The following is a 20,596-nucleotide window of genomic DNA, read 5'->3' as shown; positions in this document are numbered from 1 at the left end:
TCGTGGTCGTCGCCGTACAGCGGCAGATCAGGGGTGACCCACTGCGCGTACGCGGCGGCGACGGCCTCGAGCGGGATCACGCTGTGACCGTAACCCGGAGAGCGCCGCGGGCATAAGGGATTCAGCCGGTCCGGGTGCCGAGGCCGAGCATGCCGAGCACGGCGAAGAACTTCCCCAGAACCCCATGGCCGCTGATCATGTCAGCCGGACGATTCACTCACGACGGTGCGGCGGCCGTGAAACCTAGACTGGGACATGGGATCGACGATGGGCGCAGTGGCGCGAATCCTCAGCGACAGTGACCGTAACGACGACATCCCGCTCGTCTACAACGCGTTCGAGGTGGCCGATCGCGCGCACCGGGGTCAGCGCCGGCGCAGCGGGGATCCGTACATCACGCATCCGGTCGAGGTCGCGACCATCGTGGCGGGCAACGGCGGTTCCACTCCGGCGATCTGTGCGGCCCTGCTGCACGACGTCATCGAGGACACCCCGGTGCGGCCCGCCGGTCTGCGGGCCGAGTTCGGCGCGGAGATCACCGGCACGGTCGAGGCGCTCACCGCCGGCGCGATCCGTACGCCTGATCCGGTCGGCCGTGAGGTGATGCTGGTGGCCGTCGCCGACCGGCTGCACAACCTGCGGACGCTGCGGCCGTGCCCGCCGGCGAGCCGCCGCCGGGCCTCGCTGGACACCCTGGTGCTGCACGTGCCGATGGCCCGGCGGCTCGACATGCCGGCGGTGGCCGCCGAGCTGACCGAGCTGGCCTGCTCGACCCTCGACGACCTGGACCGTGGCCCGGCTGCCCGGCACCGCGGGCTGATCGCGGCCGCGGTCCGCCGGGTGGATCCGGTACGGGCGGCCGAGGCGGTCGCAGCCGCCGGCGGGGCGGCCGTGCTCGGCGGCGGCATCGATCCGGAGCTCGCGCTGGCCACGGGCGGCACCGGCCTGGTCGCGCTCGCCGCCGCGGTGCTGCTGGGCCGCGACCCGGAGGCGGCCCGGCGGCTGGCGCGGCTGCTGGAGGCGTGGCGGCGCCGGTAGGTCAGCCGACCCGCCACACCCACGCGTCGGCGTACTGCTCGCCCGGGCCGACGAGCTGGTCCACCATCTGCCGGACGTTGTCGTTGGCCGGGCGGGCCCGCAGCACCAGCACCGACCCGCGGAACCGCCGGATGTCGTCCTGCACCTGCGCCCGCACCTTCGGCGTGATCAGCGGGACCTTGTTCTCCTTGACGGTCCGGTTCACCAGCCTCGTCAGCATGCTGGAGGCCACGCCGGCCCGGCCGATGCCGTTCTCGTTCGGGCCCAGGAAGTAGCCCTCCGGCACGGGGAACTCGTGCTCGGCCCAGGCGCTCCAGCTGAGCGCGTCGCGCCCGGCGAACTTGTTGGGCGGCGGCAGCGGGATGAGGGAGCGGCCCTCCGGCACGTACGCCTTCCATGCCCCGGAGGTGATGAAGAGCGGCGGCCGCTCGTCGACGGCGGCCGGCAACGGTTTGGGGATCAACGGCACGAGGGCCGCGACGATCGCCAGCATGCCGGCGGCCGACGCGAGGCGGACCGGCCGGCTTCTGCGGGGTACGCGGGTGAGCGCGTCGAACGCCACCGCGATGATCAGGGCGAAGATGCCCACCACGCCGAAGGTGAGGCGGCTGGGCACGAGCAGGCCGATGACCGGGAGGTCGTCCGGGATGTAGTGCCAGATCCCGGGGATGTCGGTGTACGTGCCGCCCCAGCGGATCCGCGGCCCCATGGAGAAGACGGCCAGCACGATCGCGGTGATCGCGGCGACCCGTACGGTGACCGAGCGCCACACCAGCGCCAGGATCGCGATCACCACGACGGTGGTCAGCGGCCAGCCGAACCAGCTGTTCTGCTCCGGGTGCCCCATCGTCTTCTCGACGATCGGGTCGCCGACGATCGTGTCCCGCGCGAAGGTCACGTACGTGACGAGGTCCTCGCCCCACGACTGGTACGTGGGCAGCGACGTGAACGACTGCGGCCCGTTGAACTGGAACCACAGCGGGTACGCGCACAGCGTGCCGGCCACACCGGCGGTGACCGCGGCGGCGAGCAGGAAGTGTTTCGCCCGCCGCCAGGCCGCCCTCGGCTGCAGGGCCGCGTACACGATGATCGCCACGCCGCAGCTCAGCGCGGTGACCATCAGGTTCTCCTCGTTGATGAACACCTGGTAGGTCACCAGCAGCCCGAGGACGATCCCGTCGCGCAGCCACCGCCCGGTCACGCCGAGGCGCAGCACCGTGACGACGATGAACGGCAGCACGAAGTTGCTGACGAAGTTCGGCTGCCCGTTGGCGTGGTGCACGACGCCGGGCGCGAACCCGGCGAACGCCCCGCCGAGGAACGCCGCTGTCCGGGAGCGCACGACCCAGCGCTGCAGCACCCAGTACGTGGCGAAGGCCGTGCCCGCGAGCCCGAGGACCATCCACACCACGTACGCGACCCGCGCCCCGAACAGCATCGTGACGGGCGCCAGGGGCAGGGTCACGCCCAGCACGGACGTGTTCGCCATCATGTTCACGCCGACGGGGTAGTTCTGGCGTACGGAGAAGAGCGGATCGCTGAGATGCCGCACGCTGTACGCCCCGTGCGACAGCAGCCACTCGAACCAGGTGTTGTCGTTGGCCAGGTGGCTGGAGACCCGATCGCTGGGCGCGCCGACGAAGTTGCCCATGACGAGCAGCCCGAGACCGATGTAGACCAGCGCCGCCGCGAGGTGCCACGGCCACCGCCGCGGGCCGCGGGCGGGCGGGCCGGTGGTGGACGCCGGCTCGGCGATCTCGGGCGCGGCTTCGGTCACCGCTGGTTGCACAGACACCGGTCGCCGCCCCTGTTCCACTCCCCGCCAGAACCCGTCCATCGTTTGAGGCCCCGGTCCGGGTGTCAAGGCGGGAGCCGTCGGTGACCGGGCGACTACGTCGCAGGTGCGCACTGGAGATGCCCCGCGGCGGTGACCAGAGTGCTGAGGATGCTGACCAGACACGCCAACCGGTCCACGGTCCGCGAGAACCCACGGCCGCCGATGGAAGTCATGCTGCAGAGCCTGGCGCCCCGGCACCGGGAGATCATCCTAGCGACGTACTTCCAGGGCCGGACGACGGGCGAGGCGGCGCAGGCGCTGGGGCTCGCGCCGGGCACCGCGAAGGAGCGGCTCTACCACGCGATGCGCGTCCTGTCGTGGATGGTGGAGACGTACCGGCAGGACGGCGCGCTGACCCGGAATTGATCAGGGCGGCGCACGCCGTCCGCCCGGCATGATCGTTGATCTCGGTAGCTGTCCACCGGTCGATGCCGAGGAGCCCGATCACAGATGTTCTCGCGCCATGTTCTGAAGCTCGCGGTCGCGGGCGCGACGCTCGCCGCCGGAATCGGGTACGCCGTCCCGGCCGCGGCGTCGGTGCGCTACGACCCGGCGGCCAAGGCCGGTTTCGCCGGCGCCACGGACGTCCGCAAGGCGTTCGGGTGGAGCGACGCGGCGCTGGCGGCCCACGCCGCCGGGCTGGCCTTCAGCCACGAGTTCTGGACCGAGGACACGTACGCGGTGTCGTGCGGCGCCGGCCCCTTCACGGTGCGCCACCAGCGGGAGTTCGGCCGGTTCGAGCTGGCCGACCGCGAGGTCCGCGAGCCTCGCCGTGGCGCGTCGGCCGGGTACGGCGCACCCGCCCGCCTGGCCGGCTTCCGGATCACCGGCCCGTACGCGGGCATCTCCGGCACCTCCGTGCCGCCGGCGGTCGGCGGCCCCTGTCCGGAGCCCCGCGGCCAGAGGATCACCCGGGCCACGCTGACCGCCACGACCACCGGCTGGTCCCTCACCGTCAGCTCGGGCGCGACGACCAGGGTCCTGCGGCACGGCCCGGGCGGCCTATGAGCCGGCCGGGAGGTGCTGGACGGCGACGATGCCCGGCATGCCGCTGACCTCGTGGGCCATGCCGGCGAACAGTCCCGGGCTGGCGAGGTCGATGTCCCAGTAGTACGGGAGCGTCTCCTTGACGCCCGGCGCGACCCGGCCGCCGGCGCAGTACGCGTCGGTGAAGCCGGGCGTGGTCGTCCAGCTGAACGTGTAGCCCCCGCCGAAGCCCCGCCGGAACGCCGCCTCGATGAGGTTGCGGTCCTCGGCCTCGGTGGCCGGCTCGATGAGGATGCGGGACCGGTAGCTCAGGTGCGCGCTCGGCGGGTCCACGACACCGGAGGGCACGTCCGGCGTGCAGAATCCGGCCGCCGCGGGCCGGGTGTCCGACCGGTACAGCCCCAGGCCCGCCACCAGCGCGGCGGCGGCGACCAGCGCGGCGAGCAGCCCGGGCCGGTGCCGCAGCCGCCCGGCCGAGCCGGTCGCGTGGCGCAGCGCCCGGGCCAGCGGGGCCGGCGGCTTCACCACGAACACCACCGCGACCATCAGGGCCGCCAGCATCCCGGCGAGCAGGGCCGGGCCGGCGCCGAGGTAGACGAGGCCCTGCCAGTACGGCGAGGCGGTCTCGTCCGCGGCGCCGCCGCCGGGCAGGGCGAGCAACGCGGCCGGGAGGATGCCGAGCAGGCAGCAGATCGCGCCGGTGACCCCGAGCGCGGCGCCCAGGTCCGACTGCACGCGGCGGCTCATCCAGCCGGTGAGCAGCCAGGCCAGCGCCGCGGTGAGCAGCGCCGCGAGCCAGGCGACGCCGGTCACCCACCCCGGCTGCCGGTGCCAGATCGTGTACGTGGCGTTGCCGTCCCCGTCGTACCAGGGGGCGCCGGGGTAGAGGTAGTCGGTGAAGTGCAGCACCAGGGCGCCGCGTTCGGCGGTGAAGCCCTCGGCCCGGTCGGCCGGGTTCGCGCCGACCATGTCGGTCTCGTCCAGCGGCGGGTCCACGGCGGTGATCCGCCAGCCGGCCGCCTCGAGCCGGGCCCGGGCGGCCGCGGTGTAGGCGGCCACGTCACGGGTGGCGGGGGTGGACTTGACCCAGGAGACGGCGTACCCGTATTCGACGCCCTCGCCGTCGCCCTGGGTGACGATCTTCTCGGCGTCGCCGCCGCCCCAGACCGTCAGGCCGGGGAAGACGGTCTCGTTGATCTCGGCAGCCTCGGCGCCCACCGGCAGCGACCCGACCGCCTCGAGGCCCAGCCGGCTCGCCGCGCAGGACCCGACGAAACCCGCGGCCGCCGCGATGAGCAGCGCCAGCACGACGATGCCGCGGCTGCGCGGGCGGCCGAGCCGGGCCCGGCTGCCGTGCCTGACCAGGTTGACGACCTCGGACAAGGCCGGCCGGCGCCGGTCCGGCGGCGCGCACTCGAGCAGCGTGTCGAGCAGCTCCTCGCGCCGCGGTCCGGGCGGATAGAAGCGGACCAACCGGAGGTACGCGCGCACCAGCCGCGGGTCGGCGCTCACCACGCCGGGCACCGGGCCGGCGGGTGAGCGGCGCCCCGTGCGGAGAAGGCGGCTCCGGGCCGGAAGGTGGCGGTGCCCGGCCGGAACCGCTTGAGCTGGGCGGCCGCGGCATCGGCGCCGGCGCGCAGGCGCTCGGTCTCGGCGCTCAGCGCGGTCGCCCCGGAACGGGTGAGCCGGTAGTAGCGCCGGGTCCGGCCCTCGACGATCTCCTCCCGGTCGACCTCGACCAGCCCCTCGTCGGCGAGCCGGTCGAGGGCGGCGTAGAGGGTGCCCGCCTGCAGCGTGATCCGGCCGCCGGACAGCGCGGCGGCCTCGCGGATGACGCCGTATCCGTGCCGGGGCTCCGGTGCCAGTGCGGTGAGGATCCAGAACGTGGGTTCGCGCATCGGTGCGGCCATGCCGGCCAATGTATAGATCATCTGACTATGAGGCAAGCGCGCCGTGTCGATCGGCGCTGCGCCCGTTCGACGTTAGGGTGCGAGAGCCGAGACGCGGCCCGCCGGACGAGGAGAACGCGATGGCGAAGTACCTGCTGATCATGCGGGGCACGGACGAGTCGAACGCCGCCATGATGGCCGACATCGGCAAGGCGATGGCCGACACCCGCCAGTACATCGAGGAGATGGTGAAGGCCGGGGTGCTCCTCGCGGCGGAAGGGCTGGACGACCCGGGCCGCGGAGCCGTGGTCGACTTCAGCGGCGAGACCCCGGTGGTCACCGACGGCCCGTACGGCGAGACCAAGGAGCTGTTCGGGGGCTTCTTCCTGCTCGACGTCGCCTCGCAGCACGAGGCGGTCGAGTGGGCCCGGCGCATGCCGGCGGCCCGCGGCTCCAAGATCGAGGTACGCCGGGTCCCCGGGGACGACGAGGTGCCGCAGCAGGACGGACGGTTCGCGCCCGGGAACACCGGCGGCATCTGATGGACGCGGCCGGCGTCGAGGCCGTCTGGCGGATCGAATCGGCGCGGATCGTCGCCGCGCTGACCCGGTTCACCGGTGATTTCGGGCTGGCCGAGGACGCGGCCCAGGAGGCGGTGGCCGAGGCGCTGGTGTCGTGGCCGCGGTCCGCCCCGGCGAACCCGGCCGGCTGGCTGACGGCCACCGCCCGGCGGCGGGCGATCGACGCGATCCGCCGCCGGACCGCACTCCGGGACCGGTACGCCCTGCTCGCGGCGGACCTGGCGACCGGCGGGACGACCGGCCCGGCGCTCGACGAGGACCTGGATCCCGACCGCATCGACGACGACGTCCTGGCGCTGATGTTCATCAGCTGCCACCCGGTGCTCTCCCGCGAGGGCCGGGTGGCGCTGACCCTTCGCGTGGTCGGCGGCCTGTCCAGCGAGGAGATCGCCCGCGCCTTCCTGGTGCCCGTGCCGACCGTGCAGGCCCGCATCACCCGGGCCAAGAAGACGATCGCGGCGGCCGGGGTGCCGTTCGAGCTGCCGCCGGCCGCCGAGCGCCGGGAGCGGCTGGGCGGCGTGCTCAGCGTCCTCTACGTGATTTTCACGGAGGGCTCGACGGCCACGACGGGCGACCGGCTGCTGCGCCCCGGGGTCGCGTACGAGGCACTCCGGCTCGCCCGCACGCTGGCCGCCCTGCAGCCGGACGAGCCCGAGGTGCACGGCCTGCTCGCGCTGTGCGAGCTGACTTCCGCGCGCTTCCCGGCCCGGACCGCCCCGGACGGCTCACCCGTGCTCCTCGAGGACCAGGACCGGCGGTTGTGGGACGTCTCCGCGATCCGTCGTGGCCTGACCGCGCTGGCCAGGGCGTCAGCCGGCGGCCTCGGCCCGTACGGCCTGCAGGCCGCGATCGCCGCCGCCCACGCGTCGGCCGCCTCGGTCGAGGCGACCGACTGGGAGCGGATCGTGGTGCTCTACGAGGCGCTCGGCCGGGTCGCGCCGTCGCCGGTGGTCGAGCTCAACCGGGCCGTCGCGGTGGCCATGGCGTCGGGCCCGGCGCAGGCCCTGGCCATCGTGGACGAGCTGGTCGCCGCGGACCGGCTCCCGGGTTCCCACCTGGTCCCGACCGTACGCGGCGAGCTGCTGACCCGGCTCGGACGGCGACCGGAGGCGCGCGCCGAGCTGGAGCTGGCCGCCCGGCTCTGCACCAACCATCAGGAACGCTCGGTGCTGCTGCGCAAGGCGGCCGCCCTGGGCTGACGTCCTGGGACAACTCGGTGCACTTACGCGAAGATAGATCAATGTTGATATTTCGGAGCTTGGCTGCTTCACTGTCTGGGAGCGCTCCCATGATGATCTGCACCGAAACGGAGGTCGTACTGTGCTCTCCCCCAAGCTCGATCGATCCCGACCGGCCAAGCGGCTGCCCCAGCGCGCACTCGTCCTGTTGCTCGCGCTGGTCGCCGGCGTGCTGCCCTTCAGCGGCGCGGCCCAGGCCCACGGCACCATCGTCGGCCCGGCGACCCGGGCGTACCACTGCTGGGAGGCGTGGGGCAGCCACCACACCGATCCGGCCATGCAGCAGCAGGACCCCATGTGCTACCAGGCGTTCCAGGCGAACCCGGACACCATGTGGAACTGGATGAGCGCACTGCGGGACGGCCTCGGTGGTCAGTTCCAGGCGAAGACCCCCGACGGGCAGCTGTGCAGCAACGCGCTGAGCCGCAACGACAGCCTGAACCAGCCCGGCGCCTGGAAGACCACCACCATCGGCAGCAACTTCTCGCTCCACCTCTACGACCAGGCGACGCACGGCGCCGACTACTTCAAGGTCTACGTGAGCAAGAACGGGTACAACCCCGCCACCCAGAAGCTCGGATGGGGCAACCTCGACTTCATCACGCAGACCGGACGGTACGCGCCGGCGTAGGACATCACCTTCAACGTCTCGACGTCCGGCTACACCGGCAACCACATCGTGTTCGTCATCTGGCAGGCCTCGCACCAGGACCAGACGTACATGTGGTGCAGCGACGTGACGTTCGCCTGACCGGCACCCGCGGCACAGCTCCGGCCCAGGACGTCCGCGTCCTGGGCCGGAACCCTATGGTGGGCGCATGCAGATCCCCGGCCTCGGCCCGGTCACCCGGGACGACGACGCGTACCTCAGCGAGCCGGTCCCGGTGCCGGTGCTCGGCGGGGGCCCGTGCCGGTTCGCCGTCGAGGGGTACGACGGCGACGAAGCGCCGGAGGACTTCCACGCGGCGATCCGCACCTTCCTCGCCAACGGCCCCGACGTTCTGCGGGCCGCGGCGCCGCACATCTTCGCCTACTACCGCGATGTCATGACCCATTTCTCCCCGGGCGACGAGGACTACGTCGAGATCGCCGGCCCCGCCGACGTGCTCGGCCACGTCCGTCCGGGCGCGGAGCCGGTGGTCAGCCGGGACCGGTACGGCGACGGGCGCGTCCACGTGTCCGTCGAGTGCGAATGCGCCTGGGAGCCCGAGCACGGCCTGCAGATCGTGTTCCGCGACGGCCGCACGGTGAGCAAGGTCGGGCCGTACGACGGGCACCTGACCAACGGGTCGGCGGAGGTCTACCGCTCCTTCAACGCCTGAGCCAGCACCGTCGTCACCACGGTCCGCACCGCGGCCGGATCCGGCGCACCGCCTCCGGCGAACTTCAGGTGGGCCGTCCCGATCAGCATCGCCGCGAGCGTGTCCGCGTCCGCGTCCGCCGCCACCCGGCCCAGCTCCTGCTCGGCGGCCAGGTACCCGCCGATCATGATCACCGCGTCCGTCAGCACGGGGATGCCGGCGGGCCAGGTGTGCCGCAGCCGGGCCCGCAGCTCGTCGCGGAACGTCACGAGCGGCACGATCGCGAGCGCCACCGAACCGAACACTGCCGTGAGCGCGTCGGCGAGGTTGCCGGCGACGGTGCCCGTCCCCGCCGAGTCGCGCAGGGCGCCCGCGTCCATCCGGTCGATGCGGTCCAGGACGAAGTCGGCGAGGAACGCGTCGAAGTCGGCGAAGTGCCGGTGCAGCACGCCCTTCGCGACGCCCGCCTCCGCGGTGACCGTACGGCTGGTCAGCGCGCTCGGGCCGGCGCGCAGCAGCACCCGCTCGGCCGCGTCGAACAACTGCTGGCGTACGTCTCTGATCGCGACCCCGGTCGGCACCTGCGACGCTCACTTTCCGTTCGGCGAGAAGGCGGTTGACGAGTGGGCGGTTGACGAGTGGGCGCATGCCCACTATGAATGGGCACATGCCCACTCTACCGTCGGAGCCCCACCGCGAGCACCACGTGTCCCGGTCGTTCGGCGTGGACCCGGACCGCTACGACCGCGCCCGGCCCCGCTACCCGGACGTCGTCCTGGACCGGATCGTGGCCGCCGCACCGGGCCGCCACCTGCTGGACGTCGGCTGTGGCACCGGCATCGAGGCCCGCCAGCTGCGCGGCGCCGGCTGCACGGTGCTCGGCGTCGAACCGGACGAGCGGATGGCCGCCTTCGCCCGCCGCACCGGGCTCGAGGTCGAGGTGGCGCCGTTCGAGGACTGGAACGCCGCCGGGCGGACCTTCGACGCGGTCGTCGCCGGGACGGCCTGGCACTGGATCGACCCGGTCGCGGGCGCGGTCAAGGCCGCGGCGGTGCTGCGGCCGGGCGGCCTGCTCGCCCCCGTCTGGCACATCTTCGCCCCGCCGGCCGACGTGGCCGAGGCCGCCGCCGAGGCGTATCTGCGGGTCGTGCCCGACTCGCCACTGCGGCCCGGGGTCGCCCGGCCAGGGGTGCCGGGCTACCAGCCGCTGCTCACCCGGGCCGCCGACGGCATGCGGGCGTCCGGCGCCTTCGCCGAGCCCGACCAGTGGCACGTCGAGTGGGACCACGCCTACAGCCGGGACGAGTGGCTGGAGCAGATGCTCACCACGGGAGGCATGACCTCCCTGCGACCGGAGCAGCGCGACGAGGTCCTCGCCGGCGTCGAGGCGGCCGTCGGCGACACCGTGACCGTCCACATCAGCACCGTGGCCGTGACCGCCAGGCGTCAGACCTGACCCCAGATCCGCAGGAACAGCACGCCGAGGACGTCCAGGATCGTCAGCAGCAGCGGATAGCCCAGCGGGAAGAAGCAGAGGACGAGCAGGATCAGTACGCCGAGGTTCTTGTCCTCGAACCACAGCCGCATCCACTGCATGCCCGGCCCGGGCCGCTTCTGCGCCGACCAGAGCACCCCGAACCCGTCCAGCGGCGGGATAGGGATCAGTGCGAGCAGGCCGAACGCGAGCAGGCCCGTGGCGAGCGACAGCAGCACCTGGTCGAGCACCGGCAGGCCGAGGCCGGCGTGCAGGATCTCCCCCGGCCGCAGGTAGGCGAGCACGTTCAGGCCGGTGCTGAAGGCGTACGCGGCGAAGCAGAGCTGGGCCACGACGATGCAGGTCAGCGGGCCGGCCAGGAAGACCGCCGCGGCGCGTCCCCGGCCGCGCCAGCGGGGCACCTCGTCGACCGAGATGACCTTGCCCCAGCCGGTGCCGCCGACGGCGGCCGCGACCGCGCCGAACGGGTCGATGTCCTCGCGCAGGCGCGGGCTGACGGTCTCCCGGCGGTCGGCCAGGCCGAGGCTGCGGGCGGTGAGCCGGATCGCCACCGCGCGCAGCACGAGCCCGAGCAGGAAGGCGACGACGAGCGCGGCGAACGCGACCGGCTCGCCGAGGGCGAAGAGCACTCCTAGCCTCGCTCCACCTTCGCGGCGATGACCTCGCGGGCGAGCTGGCGGTAGTTGCGGGCGCCGGAGGACGCCGGGTCCAGGGTGGTGATCGGCGCGCCGGCCACCGTGGACTCGGGGAACTTCACCGTCTTGGTGATGACCGTCTGGTACACCTTGTCGCCGAATGCCTCCACGACGCGCTGCAGCACCTGGCGGCAGTGCGTGGTGCGGGAGTCGTACATGGTGGCGAGGATGCCCTCGAGCTCGAGGTCGAAGTTGAGCCGCTCGCGGACCTTGTCGATGGTGTCCAGCAGCAGCGCCACGCCGCGGAGGCTGAAGAACTCGCACTCCAGCGGGATGAGCACGCCGTGCGCGATGGTCAGTGCGTTGATCGCGAGCAGGCCCAGCGACGGCTGGCAGTCGATGAGGATGAAGTCGTATTCCTTGCGCACAGTGCGCAGGACCCGCGCCAGGGCCATTTCCCGGGCGACCTCGTTGACCAGCTGGATCTCGGCCGCGGACAGGTCGATGTTGGCCGGCAGCAGGTGCAGGCCGGCCACGTCGGTCTTGATGATGACGTCCTCGGCGGTGACGTCGTCCTGCATGAGCAGGTTGTAGACGCTCAGGTCGAGGTTGTGCGGGTTCACGCCGAGCCCGACCGAGCAGGCGCCCTGCGGGTCGAAGTCGACGAGCAGGACCTTGCGGCCGTACTCGGCCAGCGCCGCGCCCAGGTTGATCGTCGTCGTGGTCTTGCCGACGCCGCCCTTCTGGTTGGCGAGTGCGATGATCCGCGCCGGGCCGTGCCGGTCCGTCGGCATCGGCTCGGGGATCGGCCGGCGCATCGTGTACGCCGTAGGATCCGCCGGGCCCAGGTCCGCGCCCAGGTCGAGGGAATTCTGCTGATCCCTCAGGGCCGAGGTCCAGGCCTCCGCGCGCTGCTCGTGTCCCGCCATGTCCCGCTAGCCCCCTCTCGACCCGCAGCCGGAGCCGATGCCCGACTGTACGCCACGAGGGCTGCCCATCCCGGGTCACCCGTTCGGCGTGTCGTGGTGGCGTGTCGTGGACTCGTGCGCATCGCCTAACGAGCGCGCGGGTGTGCGGTGGCGTACACCTCACGCAGCCGGTCCACTGTCACCAGCGTGTAGACCTGCGTGGTCGTCACCGAGGCGTGCCCGAGCAGCTCCTGCACCACGCGGACGTCGGCGCCGCCGTCGAGCAGGTGGGTCGCGTACGAGTGCCGCAGTGTGTGCGGGGACACGGCGTGCGCTCCGTCCACCGGCAGCCCGGCGGCGGCCGCGGCCCGGCGCAGGACCGTCCAGGCGCTCTGCCGCGACAGCGCTCCCCCGCGCGCGTTGAGGAACACCGCCGGGGTGCCCCTGCCCGCCGCGATGAGCACGGGCCGGGCCCTGACCAGATACGCGTCCAGCGCGGCGCGGGCGTACGAGCCCAGCGGCACGAGCCGGGTCCGGCCGCCCTTGCCGTGCAGCGTCACCACCGAGGTGTCGAGGTCGTCGACGGCGAGCCCGACCGCCTCGGAGATGCGCGCGCCGGTGCCGTACAGGAATTCCAGCAGCGCCCGGTCGCGCAGGGCGAGCGGCTCCTCGCCGGTGACGGCGGACAGCAGCCGCGACACCTGCTCGACGTCGAGGGCCTTGGGCAGGCGCTTCGGCGGCGCGGGCGGCTTGACGTCGCGGCTGACGTCGTGGCCGGTGATGCCCTCGCGCGCCGCGAAGCGGTGCAGGCCGCGGACGGCGCTGACCGCCCGGGCCGCGGAGGCCGCCGACAGCGCCGGGTGCTCGGGTGTGCCCTCGCGCAGCTGCACGAGGTGCCGGGTCAGGTCGGCGGGGGTGACCGCGGCCAGCTCGGTGATGCCGGCCGCGGTCAGCGACTCCAGATAGCGGTCCAGGTCCCGGCGGTACGACGCCAGGGTGTTGCGGGACAGGCCGCGCTCGACCGTGAGGTGATCGAGGTACGTCCGCACGGCCCGCCGCAACGCCGGTGCTGTCATCTGTTTTCGCTTCGGTCTTCCGCCGCGGTCAGGCTCAGCTCAGCACCTCGTCGAGGGTGAGCGCGCTCATGCCGTGCGCCTCGGCGACCGGGCCGTACGTCACGTGGCCGGCGTGCGTGTTGAGGCCCAGGGCCAGCGCCGGGTCGGCCCGCAGCGCGTCGCGCCAGCCGCGGTTGGCCAGCTCCAGCGCGTACGGCAGGGTCACGTTGGTCAGCGCGTACGTGCTGGTGTGCGGCACCGCGCCGGGCATGTTCGCCACGCAGTAGAACATCGACTCGTGGACCTGGTAGACCGGGTCGGCGTGCGTGGTGGGCCGCGAGTCCTCGAAGCAGCCGCCCTGGTCGATCGCGATGTCGACGAGCACGCTGCCCGGCTTCATCCGCGACACGAGCTCGTTGGAGATCAGGTTCGGGGCCTTCGCGCCGGGCACCAGCACCGCGCCGATCACCAGGTCGGCGTCGATGACGGCCTTCTCGATCTCGTACGCGTTCGACGCGATCGTCTGCAGGTGACCGCGGTAGTCGGCGTCGGCCGCGCGCAGCCGGGCGATGTTCTTGTCGAGCACGAGCACCTCGGCCTGCATGCCCAGCGCGATCGCCGCCGCGTTCATGCCGGACACGCCGGCGCCGATGACCACGACCTTGGCCGCGTACACGCCGGGGACGCCGCCCATCAGCACGCCGCGGCCCCCGCCGGAGCGCATCAGGTGGTACGCGCCGACCTGCGGGGCCAGCCGCCCGGCGACCTCGGACATCGGGGCGAGCAGCGGCAGCGACCGGTCGGGCAGCTCGACGGTCTCGTACGCGATGCCGGTGACCTTGCGGTCGACGAGCGCGTCCGTGCACTCCTTCGAGGCGGCCAGGTGCAGGTACGTGAACAGCACCTGGCCCTCGCGCATGCGGGCGTGCTCCTCGGCGATGGGCTCCTTGACCTTGAGCACGAGGTCGGCGGTGGCCCACACGTCGTCGGGCCCGTCGAGCACGGTGGCGCCGGCGGCGGCGTAGTCGGCGTCGCTGATCGAGGAGCCGGCACCCGCCCCGGCCTGCACGTACACCTGGTGGCCCGCGCGGGTGAACTCGAAGACACCCGCGGGGGTGATCGCCACCCGGAACTCGTTGTTCTTGACTTCGCTCGGAATGCCGACCTTCACGAGTCGACACCGTCCTTTCCGGGAGAGACGTCGATGGCTCATACCCGAGACGGGCTGCTTCGCAGATTACCGTCCCACCAAGTGGAAGATACTGCCGATCCGCCGCCCGAAGATCAAGAAGTCGGCGCCGATGGGTATCCGTGCCCGGTCAGACCGCCACGATTCCCCGGACGACGTCCATCGCGCGCAGCCGCTCGGCGCCCGTACCCAGCAGGCGATCAGGCACGATGAGCTCGTCGAGGCCGATCGCCCGGTACGCCTCGATCTCCTCGGTCAGCTTCGCGACAGAGCCGCCGATGGCCGGCATCGGGAGGTCGCCGGGCAGCTCCCCGCCGACCTTCGTCAGCGCCTGGGCGGTCCGTGCGATGGCCTTCGGCTCCCGCCCCACCGCGGCGCAGTGCTGGTCGAGCACCGCGGACTTGTGCGCGATCAGATCCGGACGGCCCCACGTGTTCCACGCGTCGGCGTACTCGGCGACGATCCGCAGCATGCGCTTCTCCCCGCTCCCGCCGATGAGGATGGGCAGCGGGTCCTGCACCGGCTTGGGCTCGCAGATCGCGTCGGCGAGCCGGTAGTACGCGCCGTCGAAGGTGGTGCGCGGCTGCCGCAGCAGGCCGTGCAGCACCTGCAGCGCCTCGACGAACCGGTCCAGCAGCTGCTTCACCGGGGGCAGCTCGATGCCGTACTGCTCGTGCTCGTTGACCTGCCACCCGGCGCCCATGCCGAGGGTGAACCGGCCGCCGGTGATGTGGTCGACGGTGGCGGCCATGTTGGCCACGACGGCCGGGTGCCGGTAGGTGTTGCCGTAGACCAGGGTGCCGATGCGGACCCGGGGCACGCTCGCGCCGAGCGCGGCCACCAGCGAGCCCGCCTCCAGCGTCGGGGTGAACGGGTGCCGGCCCGGGGCCGCGTTGGGCATGAAGTGGTCGGCGACCCAGACGCCGTCCCATCCGGTGTCGGCGGCGTGGCGGGCCACCTCGAGCATGTCGGCGTAGGGCTGCCCGGCGCCGGGCCAGATCGACAGTCGCATACCCGCCACCCTGCCACCGCCGCCGGGCGTTGCGGCAGCCGGGCCCGGCGAGTCACCAGCCGCGCGTGCCGGGGCCGCCCTTGAACGGGCCGGTGATGTCCGCGGTGATCCACCCGCCGTAGAAGTCGCCCTCCTGCGCCCGGACCACCTCACCGTCCACCCGGCACTCGCCGACCCGGCCCGGGTAGAACGCGACCGCACCGGTGAGCTGGGCGTACGCGGGCGTGGGCCGCTCGTACGACCAGGCGGCGGCCGCCACCTCGGCGTCGGCCACGACCAGGTCCCAGTAGGTCGCCGTGCCCTTGAACTCGCACCACGACTGCCCGGGCGCGGGCCGCAGCACGCCGTCCGCGACGTCCTCGCGGGGCACGTAGTAGACCGGCGGGTGCGAGGTCTCCAGCACCCGCAGGCAGCGGCGGCTGTCCGCGACCACCTGCCCGGCGTGCGTCACGGTGATCCGGGCGGCGCTGCGCTCGACCCGGGGCGGACGCGGGTAGTCCCAGACGGATTCCACCGGACCACCGTACGCCCGGTCACATCGTCTCCAGCGCCGCCGCGATCAGGGCCGCCGACGCGAGCGCGACCAGCGCGTACGCCCCGACGCCGCTCAGCGCCGCCGCCTTCACGGTCCCGAGCCGCCGCACCACCACGTACGCGAGAAGCGCGGCGACGAACGCGGCCGGCGCGAGATAGAGGATGACCAGTTCCACGCCCGCATCGTGGCAGCCGGCGGCCCGGACGGGCCGGTCCTGCACACAACCTTCACAGGACCCGCCCGTCCCGGCCCGCCATCAGGCCAGCGGCGGGGTGTCGACCGGGCGCAGCGTCGCCCAGCCGTCGTCGCGGGCCCGCGCGGCGGCCAGCAGGCCACCGACCGCGGCCGCGTTGGTGACCTCACCGCGCAGCACCATCGCGACGGCCTCGTCGAGATCCACCCAGCAGATCTCGATGTCCGCCTCCTCCTCCTGCCGCTCGTGCCGCTCGCCCTCCGGCACGGCCGTCAGGTCGCGCGCGAGGAAGATGCGGATCGTCTCGGCGCTGAACCCCGGCGAGGTGTGCAGGTCGACGAGCAGCTCGAGGCGGCCGGCATTCAGGTCCGCCTCCTCGGCCAGCTCCCGGCGGGCGGTCACCGTCAGGTCCTCGCCCCGCACGTCGCACAGGCCGGCGGGCAGCTCCCACAGGTGCTTGCCGACCGGGTGCCGGTACTGCTTGATGAGCACGACCCGGCCGACGTCGTCGATGGCGACCAGGCCGACCGCGTTCGTGTTGACGACCACGTCGCGGTGGGCGGTGCCACCGCCGGACATGGTGATCTCATCGGTGTAGACCGTGAAGACCGGACCGGCGTACTTCTCCACCCGCGACTTCGTCTCGTGCTGGAACCTGGTCATGAGGCCGGCACCGCCGCGACGGTGGTGTCGGGGTCGGCGGAGGCCGCCACCTCGACCGGGAGCTCGTCGGCGGCCGCGTACGCGACGGCGGCCTTGACGAACGCGGCGAACAGCGGGTGCGCCCGGGTCGGGCGGCTCTTCAGCTCCGGGTGCGCCTGGGTGGCCACGAAGAACGGGTGCGTCTCGCGGTCGAGCTCGATGAACTCCACCAGCCGCCCGTCCGGCGAGGTGCCGGAGAACTTCAGGCCGGCCTTGGCGAGCTTGTCGCGGTACGCGTTGTTCACCTCGTACCGGTGCCGGTGCCGCTCGGAGATCTCGGTGCTGCCGTACGCCTCGGCCACCACCGAGCCGTCGGTCAGCTTCGCCGGGTACGCCCCCAGCCGCATCGTGCCGCCCAGGTCGCCCTTGCCCGCGACGATGTCCTCCTGGTCGGCCATCGTGGAGATCACCGGGTACGGGGCCCGCTCGTCGAACTCCAGCGAGTTGGCGCCCTGCAGCCCGGCCAGGTTGCGGGCGGCGTCGATGGTCATGCACTGCAGCCCGAGGCACAGCCCGAGGATCGGGATGCCGTTCTCCCGCGCGTACCGGGAAGTATTGATCTTGCCCTCGATGCCGCGGATGCCGAAGCCGCCGGGGATGACGATGCCGTCGACGCCCTTGAGCGCGGCGGCGGCGCCGGCCATCGTGTCGCAGTCGTCGCTGGGCACCCAGCGCAGCTGCACCTTCGCCGTGTTGGCGAAGCCGGCCGCGCGGATGGCCTCGCTGACCGACAGGTACGCGTCCGGCAGGTCGACGTACTTGCCGACCAGCGCCACGGTGATCGTGCGGCGCGGGTGGTGCACCCGCTCGAGCAGGTCGTCCCAGCTGGACCAGTCGACGTCCCGGAACGACAGGCCCAGCCGGCGCACGACGTACGCGTCGAGACCCTCGCGGTGCAGCACCTTGGGGATGTCGTAGATGCTCGGGGCGTCCGGGCAGGCCACGACGGCCTCCGCGTCGACGTCGCAGTACAGCGAGAGCTTGTGCTTGAGCTTGTCCGGGATCTCCCGGTCGCTGCGGCAGACCAGCGCGTCCGGCTGGATACCGATGTTGCGCAGCGTGGCCACCGAGTGCTGGGTCGGCTTCGTCTTCAGCTCGCCCGACGGCGCCAGGTACGGCACCAGCGACACGTGCAGGTAGAACACCCGGTCCCGGCCGATCTCGTGGCGCACCTGGCGGATCGCCTCGAGGAACGGCAGCGACTCCATGTCACCGACCGTGCCGCCGACCTCGGTGATGACGACGTCCGGCACCCGGCCGTAGTCGTCCGGAGCGGCCATCGCGAAGATGCGCTCCTTGATCTCGTTCGTGATGTGCGGGATGACCTGCACGGTGTCGCCGAGGTACTCGCCGCGGCGCTCCTTGGCGATGACGGCCGAGTAGATCTGCCCGGTGGTCACGTTGGCCTTGCCGGACAGCGCCCGGTCGAGGAAGCGCTCGTAGTGGCCGACGTCCAGGTCGGTCTCGGCGCCGTCGTCGGTGACGAACACCTCGCCGTGCTGGAACGGGTTCATCGTGCCCGGGTCGACGTTGAGGTAGGGGTCCAGCTTCTGCATGACGACCCGCAGGCCGCGCGCGGTCAGCAGGTTCCCGAGGCTGGAGGCGGTGAGGCCCTTGCCCAGCGAGGAGGCGACGCCCCCGGTGACGAAGATGTGCCGCGTCTCGCGCACTGTTGCTGCCAAGGCCTGCTCCCGTGGTCGGTCAGTTCGGTCTTGCAGACCGGCGCCGACCGCCTCCGGTGATATCCGGATCGCGGGTCGGGCCATCCACGGGATTTAACCGTAACACCCCCGCCCGCGCGCGCACGTCCGGGCTGCTCGCGCGCGTGTCAGCGCACGGACGCGCCGGATTTGTCCGGCGCCGGGGTGTGCCGGGCGGACAAGCCGGGCCCTCCCGGGCCGTCGGTCTCGCCGTCCGGGCGCGTCCGGTCGGCCGCGTGCTCCAGCACGCGCATCGTGGTCAGCACCATGACGGGCACGGCCACCGCCGCGGCGGCTCCGGCCACCGCGAACGCCGCCCCGCCGAAGATCCCGGCCAGCACGACGGCGACCGTGGTGCCGGCCAGCGCCGCCCGCAGCGCCGGGTGCAGCCCGAAGACCCGGTTGAGACCGCCCCACGGGGAGAACTGGCTGAACGCGAGCATCAGCGCGCCGCCCACCGCCAGGAACGTCAGCGGGCTGTCCAGGGCGAGCCCGCTGGCCGTGGCGGCGCGCTGGATCGCCGGGCCGGCCGTACCGTCGCCCAGGGCGGTCAGGAACCGGCCCACGCTGCCCTGCTCGAGGGCGGGCCGGCGCAGGTCCAGCACGGCGAAGCCGATCGTCACCGCGAGCCCCGCGACGGTCGCCCAGGCGAAGCGCGGGAACGTCAGCCAGCCGCCGGTGCTGATCGCGGCGGCCACGCACACCCCGGCGGTGACCGCGATCGCCCCGACCGGGTCCGCGCCCAGGTACGGGCTCCCCACCATGATCACCGCGAAGCCGCCGACCAGCACGACCACGACCGGGCGCCAGGGGCGGCGTACCCTCTGGGCGGCGCAGCCGGCGACCAGCAGCGCGCCCGCGACGAAGACGCCGAGCCCGACGCTGCCCACGCCCGAGTAGCGGGCGCCCTCCACCGCCGAATAGCCGGCGACGCCGTTGAGCTGGAGCCGGGCCCCGGTGACCAGGTCAGCGCCGACCACCACCGCCGCGGCGGCGGCGATGATCCCCATCGGCCACAGCGTGCGCGGATAGCGCGGTGCCAGCCGGACCGCGGCCGTGCCCGCCGCCACCACCGCGAAGGTCAGCAGCGCGAACACGATGCCCGGGCGACCGGTGCGCCACCACGGCAGCGCGTCGGTCAGCAACGCCGCCGGGATCGCCAGCGCGGCCGCGATGAGCAGCACCTCGACCGAGCGCACCATCAGCCGCGGCGCCGAGGCCGGGCCGGTCGGGCCCGCGTGCCGCCGCGCCCGGATCATCAGCGGCACGACGAGCAGGAAGAGCGCCACCTGCACCGCCGCCAGGCCGGTGAAGAACATGCCCGCGATGCCCCGCTGAGCGGCCGAGCGCCGGTCGGCGTCGTGCTCGCCGAGCACCGAGTCGGCCAGGTCAGCGGGACGCCCGTCGACCGAGCTGGCCGTACGCCCGCTGAACAGCCCCTCCGGCGCGGGCCGGCCGATCGTGGTGAGGACCGTCGGCGCCAGGTCGACCAGTTGCAGGTAGCCGTCGCGGCCGGTGCCGGCCGAGGTCAGCCAGCCGTCACGCCAGCCGGGCCCCTCGGCGATGGCCACGTGCAGCCGCGACGAGGTGTCGGTGTCCGAGACGCCCGCCACCATGACCAGCGAGCGCTGGGGGCGGGCGGCGAGCACCCGGGCCAGGGTGGAGTCCGCCAGCGCCACCTGCGCCTGCCGGGCCGTACCGGTCGCGTTGATCGTGCCCAGATCCACCAGGCTCAGCGGGCACTGGGCGAACAGGCCCTGCGGGTCGTCGGGCAGCGCGGGGGCGTACCGGTCGACGCGCCCGTACGGCCGGGCGGCGGCGATCGCGGCCCCCGGGCCCACCGCCACCGTGCACCGCACCGACTCGGACAGCGCACCGGGCACCGCCCCGTACGGCTGGTTGTCGGCGTTGGCGCGCACGATCCGGGGCAGCTCGGGCAGGTTGGCGCCGATGCCGTCGGGCTGCTCCACCACGGGTGCGAGCGGCGGGCACTTCCCCGAGACGCGGCGGGCGTCCCAGACGGCGTAGTTGCCCGCGCCCAGGGTCAGCCACCCGTCGGCGGGGCAGGTCGCGTGGTGCGCGGAGCGGACCGACAGCCAGCCGATCGAGCCCCGGGTGGCCTCCTGCCACAGCGCCGGCGTGCGCTCCGGGTCGAGGTCGTCCCAGCGCAGTCCGGCCGCCCCGGCGACGATCACGTAGTCGGCCGTGTCGCCGGGCACCCCGGTCCCCGGGCGCACCGCGAGGCCCGCCAGGCTCGCCAGGGCGGCCAGGACGACGAGGAGGTACGGCACCCACGCCCGC

Annotated in this window: 21 protein-coding genes and 1 pseudogene; 8 read left to right on the top strand and 14 right to left on the bottom strand. The window is 73.2% G+C overall.

What is annotated here, in order from left to right:
* Positions 1–276 precede the first annotated feature (276 nt).
* The gene (locus COUCH_RS14125) at positions 277–1,038 is read left to right on the top strand and encodes an HD domain-containing protein (RefSeq protein ID WP_249612529.1); all 762 of its coding nucleotides are present in this window, start codon (positions 277–279) and stop codon (positions 1,036–1,038) included.
* Position 1,039: 1 nt separating this feature from the next.
* On the opposite strand, the gene COUCH_RS14120 is transcribed toward COUCH_RS14125, so the two are convergent.
* Positions 1,040–2,815: a hypothetical protein gene (locus COUCH_RS14120; RefSeq protein WP_430640981.1), complete on the bottom strand. Its 1,776-nt coding sequence runs from the start codon at positions 2,813–2,815 to the stop codon at positions 1,040–1,042.
* Positions 2,816–2,983: 168 nt separating this feature from the next.
* On the opposite strand from COUCH_RS14120, the gene COUCH_RS14115 reads away from it, so the two are divergent.
* Together COUCH_RS14115 and COUCH_RS14110 are read left to right on the top strand one after the other, a co-directional pair.
* Positions 2,984–3,241 carry a sigma factor-like helix-turn-helix DNA-binding protein gene (locus COUCH_RS14115; protein ID WP_249612527.1) on the top strand — a complete coding sequence of 86 codons (258 nt, stop codon included), beginning with the start codon at positions 2,984–2,986 and terminating at the stop codon, positions 3,239–3,241.
* An 84-nt stretch (positions 3,242–3,325) separates the two neighbouring features.
* Positions 3,326–3,883, top strand: a complete 558-nt coding sequence (locus COUCH_RS14110; protein WP_249612526.1) for a hypothetical protein — start codon at positions 3,326–3,328, stop codon at positions 3,881–3,883.
* On the opposite strand, the gene COUCH_RS14105 is transcribed toward COUCH_RS14110, so the two are convergent.
* Together COUCH_RS14105 and COUCH_RS14100 are read right to left on the bottom strand one after the other, a co-directional pair.
* Positions 3,878–5,377 carry a hypothetical protein gene (locus tag COUCH_RS14105; protein ID WP_249612525.1) on the bottom strand — a complete coding sequence of 500 codons (1,500 nt, stop codon included), beginning with the start codon at positions 5,375–5,377 and terminating at the stop codon, positions 3,878–3,880. The two genes, COUCH_RS14110 and COUCH_RS14105, sit on opposite strands and share 6 nt — an antisense overlap.
* Positions 5,371–5,772, bottom strand: coding sequence for a PadR family transcriptional regulator (locus COUCH_RS14100; RefSeq protein WP_249612524.1), 402 nt, complete (start codon positions 5,770–5,772; stop codon positions 5,371–5,373). The genes COUCH_RS14105 and COUCH_RS14100 overlap by 7 nt, the downstream gene beginning before the upstream one ends.
* 119 nt (positions 5,773–5,891) lie before the next feature.
* Here COUCH_RS14100 and COUCH_RS14095 point away from each other — a divergent pair, with 119 nt between their 5' ends.
* The 4 genes and pseudogenes from COUCH_RS14095 to COUCH_RS14080 all read left to right on the top strand — a co-directional run bounded on the left by COUCH_RS14095 (position 5,892) and on the right by COUCH_RS14080 (position 8,892).
* Positions 5,892–6,293 carry a YciI family protein gene (locus COUCH_RS14095; protein WP_249612523.1) on the top strand — a complete coding sequence of 134 codons (402 nt, stop codon included), beginning with the start codon at positions 5,892–5,894 and terminating at the stop codon, positions 6,291–6,293.
* The gene (locus tag COUCH_RS14090; RefSeq protein ID WP_249612522.1) at positions 6,293–7,531 is read left to right on the top strand and encodes an RNA polymerase sigma factor; all 1,239 of its coding nucleotides are present in this window, start codon (positions 6,293–6,295) and stop codon (positions 7,529–7,531) included. The genes COUCH_RS14095 and COUCH_RS14090 overlap by 1 nt, the downstream gene beginning before the upstream one ends.
* Before the next feature lie 121 nt (positions 7,532–7,652).
* Positions 7,653–8,321: pseudogene (locus tag COUCH_RS14085) on the top strand (lytic polysaccharide monooxygenase auxiliary activity family 9 protein).
* Positions 8,322–8,388: 67 nt separating this feature from the next.
* Positions 8,389–8,892: a DUF6985 domain-containing protein gene (locus COUCH_RS14080; protein ID WP_249612521.1), complete on the top strand. Its 504-nt coding sequence runs from the start codon at positions 8,389–8,391 to the stop codon at positions 8,890–8,892.
* Here the strand turns inward: COUCH_RS14080 and COUCH_RS14075 are convergent.
* On the bottom strand, positions 8,871–9,452 hold the full coding sequence (locus tag COUCH_RS14075) for a TetR/AcrR family transcriptional regulator (protein WP_249612520.1): 582 nt from the start codon (positions 9,450–9,452) through the stop codon (positions 8,871–8,873). The two genes, COUCH_RS14080 and COUCH_RS14075, sit on opposite strands and share 22 nt — an antisense overlap.
* Before the next feature lie 86 nt (positions 9,453–9,538).
* Here COUCH_RS14075 and COUCH_RS14070 point away from each other — a divergent pair, with 86 nt between their 5' ends.
* The gene (locus COUCH_RS14070; protein ID WP_249612519.1) at positions 9,539–10,327 is read left to right on the top strand and encodes a class I SAM-dependent methyltransferase; all 789 of its coding nucleotides are present in this window, start codon (positions 9,539–9,541) and stop codon (positions 10,325–10,327) included.
* Here the strand turns inward: COUCH_RS14070 and COUCH_RS14065 are convergent.
* The 10 genes from COUCH_RS14065 to COUCH_RS14020 form a co-directional block, all read right to left on the bottom strand.
* A complete protein-coding gene (locus COUCH_RS14065) occupies positions 10,318–10,995 on the bottom strand; it encodes a hypothetical protein (RefSeq protein ID WP_249612518.1) in 678 nt (225 codons plus the stop codon). The genes COUCH_RS14070 and COUCH_RS14065 overlap by 10 nt on opposite strands.
* A gap of 2 nt (positions 10,996–10,997) precedes the next feature.
* Positions 10,998–11,930 (bottom strand): ParA family protein, encoded by a 933-nt coding sequence (locus COUCH_RS14060; RefSeq protein ID WP_199517131.1) that lies wholly within the window; start codon positions 11,928–11,930, stop codon positions 10,998–11,000.
* A 125-nt stretch (positions 11,931–12,055) separates the two neighbouring features.
* Complete coding sequence (locus COUCH_RS14055) at positions 12,056–12,985, bottom strand: site-specific tyrosine recombinase XerD (RefSeq protein WP_249612517.1); 930 nt, start codon at positions 12,983–12,985, stop codon at positions 12,056–12,058.
* A 34-nt stretch (positions 12,986–13,019) separates the two neighbouring features.
* Complete coding sequence (gene ald / locus COUCH_RS14050; protein WP_249612516.1) at positions 13,020–14,135, bottom strand: alanine dehydrogenase; 1,116 nt, start codon at positions 14,133–14,135, stop codon at positions 13,020–13,022.
* A 148-nt stretch (positions 14,136–14,283) separates the two neighbouring features.
* On the bottom strand, positions 14,284–15,165 hold the full coding sequence (locus COUCH_RS14045; protein ID WP_249612515.1) for a TIGR03560 family F420-dependent LLM class oxidoreductase: 882 nt from the start codon (positions 15,163–15,165) through the stop codon (positions 14,284–14,286).
* A gap of 52 nt (positions 15,166–15,217) precedes the next feature.
* Positions 15,218–15,679 carry a DUF427 domain-containing protein gene (locus tag COUCH_RS14040; RefSeq protein ID WP_249612514.1) on the bottom strand — a complete coding sequence of 154 codons (462 nt, stop codon included), beginning with the start codon at positions 15,677–15,679 and terminating at the stop codon, positions 15,218–15,220.
* A gap of 19 nt (positions 15,680–15,698) precedes the next feature.
* On the bottom strand, positions 15,699–15,875 hold the full coding sequence (locus COUCH_RS14035) for a hypothetical protein (RefSeq protein ID WP_249612513.1): 177 nt from the start codon (positions 15,873–15,875) through the stop codon (positions 15,699–15,701).
* 81 nt (positions 15,876–15,956) lie between these two features.
* A complete protein-coding gene (locus COUCH_RS14030; protein WP_249612512.1) occupies positions 15,957–16,556 on the bottom strand; it encodes an NUDIX domain-containing protein in 600 nt (199 codons plus the stop codon).
* Complete coding sequence (locus COUCH_RS14025) at positions 16,553–18,277, bottom strand: CTP synthase (RefSeq protein WP_249612511.1); 1,725 nt, start codon at positions 18,275–18,277, stop codon at positions 16,553–16,555. The genes COUCH_RS14030 and COUCH_RS14025 overlap by 4 nt, the downstream gene beginning before the upstream one ends.
* Before the next feature lie 146 nt (positions 18,278–18,423).
* Positions 18,424–20,586 carry a hypothetical protein gene (locus COUCH_RS14020; RefSeq protein ID WP_430640980.1) on the bottom strand — a complete coding sequence of 721 codons (2,163 nt, stop codon included), beginning with the start codon at positions 20,584–20,586 and terminating at the stop codon, positions 18,424–18,426.
* Between the last annotated feature and the right edge of the window lie 10 nt (positions 20,587–20,596).

Origin of the sequence: Couchioplanes caeruleus (genome assembly GCF_023499255.1) — a bacterium.
In the GTDB taxonomy this organism is placed as follows: Bacteria; Actinomycetota; Actinomycetes; order Mycobacteriales; family Micromonosporaceae; genus Actinoplanes; species Actinoplanes caeruleus_A.
The sequence above is the reverse complement of the archived record's forward strand: the minus strand, read 5'-3'. Positions and strand labels throughout refer to the sequence as shown.

Excerpts from the sequence above, each read along its gene's own strand:
- COUCH_RS14080 (WP_249612521.1), top strand. The coding sequence starts at position 8,389 with ATGCAGATCCCCGGCCTCGGCCCGGTCACCCGGGACGACGACGCGTAC.
- COUCH_RS14045 (WP_249612515.1), bottom strand. The coding sequence starts at position 15,165 with ATGCGACTGTCGATCTGGCCCGGCGCCGGGCAGCCCTACGCCGACATG.
- COUCH_RS14030 (WP_249612512.1), bottom strand. The coding sequence starts at position 16,556 with ATGACCAGGTTCCAGCACGAGACGAAGTCGCGGGTGGAGAAGTACGCC.
- COUCH_RS14055 (WP_249612517.1), bottom strand. The coding sequence starts at position 12,985 with ATGACAGCACCGGCGTTGCGGCGGGCCGTGCGGACGTACCTCGATCAC.
- COUCH_RS14100 (WP_249612524.1), bottom strand. The coding sequence starts at position 5,772 with ATGGCCGCACCGATGCGCGAACCCACGTTCTGGATCCTCACCGCACTG.
- COUCH_RS14070 (WP_249612519.1), top strand. The coding sequence starts at position 9,539 with ATGCCCACTCTACCGTCGGAGCCCCACCGCGAGCACCACGTGTCCCGG.
- COUCH_RS14095 (WP_249612523.1), top strand. The coding sequence starts at position 5,892 with ATGGCGAAGTACCTGCTGATCATGCGGGGCACGGACGAGTCGAACGCC.
- COUCH_RS14110 (WP_249612526.1), top strand. The coding sequence starts at position 3,326 with ATGTTCTCGCGCCATGTTCTGAAGCTCGCGGTCGCGGGCGCGACGCTC.
- COUCH_RS14060 (WP_199517131.1), bottom strand. The coding sequence starts at position 11,930 with ATGGCGGGACACGAGCAGCGCGCGGAGGCCTGGACCTCGGCCCTGAGG.
- COUCH_RS14115 (WP_249612527.1), top strand. The coding sequence starts at position 2,984 with ATGCTGACCAGACACGCCAACCGGTCCACGGTCCGCGAGAACCCACGG.
- COUCH_RS14090 (WP_249612522.1), top strand. The coding sequence starts at position 6,293 with ATGGACGCGGCCGGCGTCGAGGCCGTCTGGCGGATCGAATCGGCGCGG.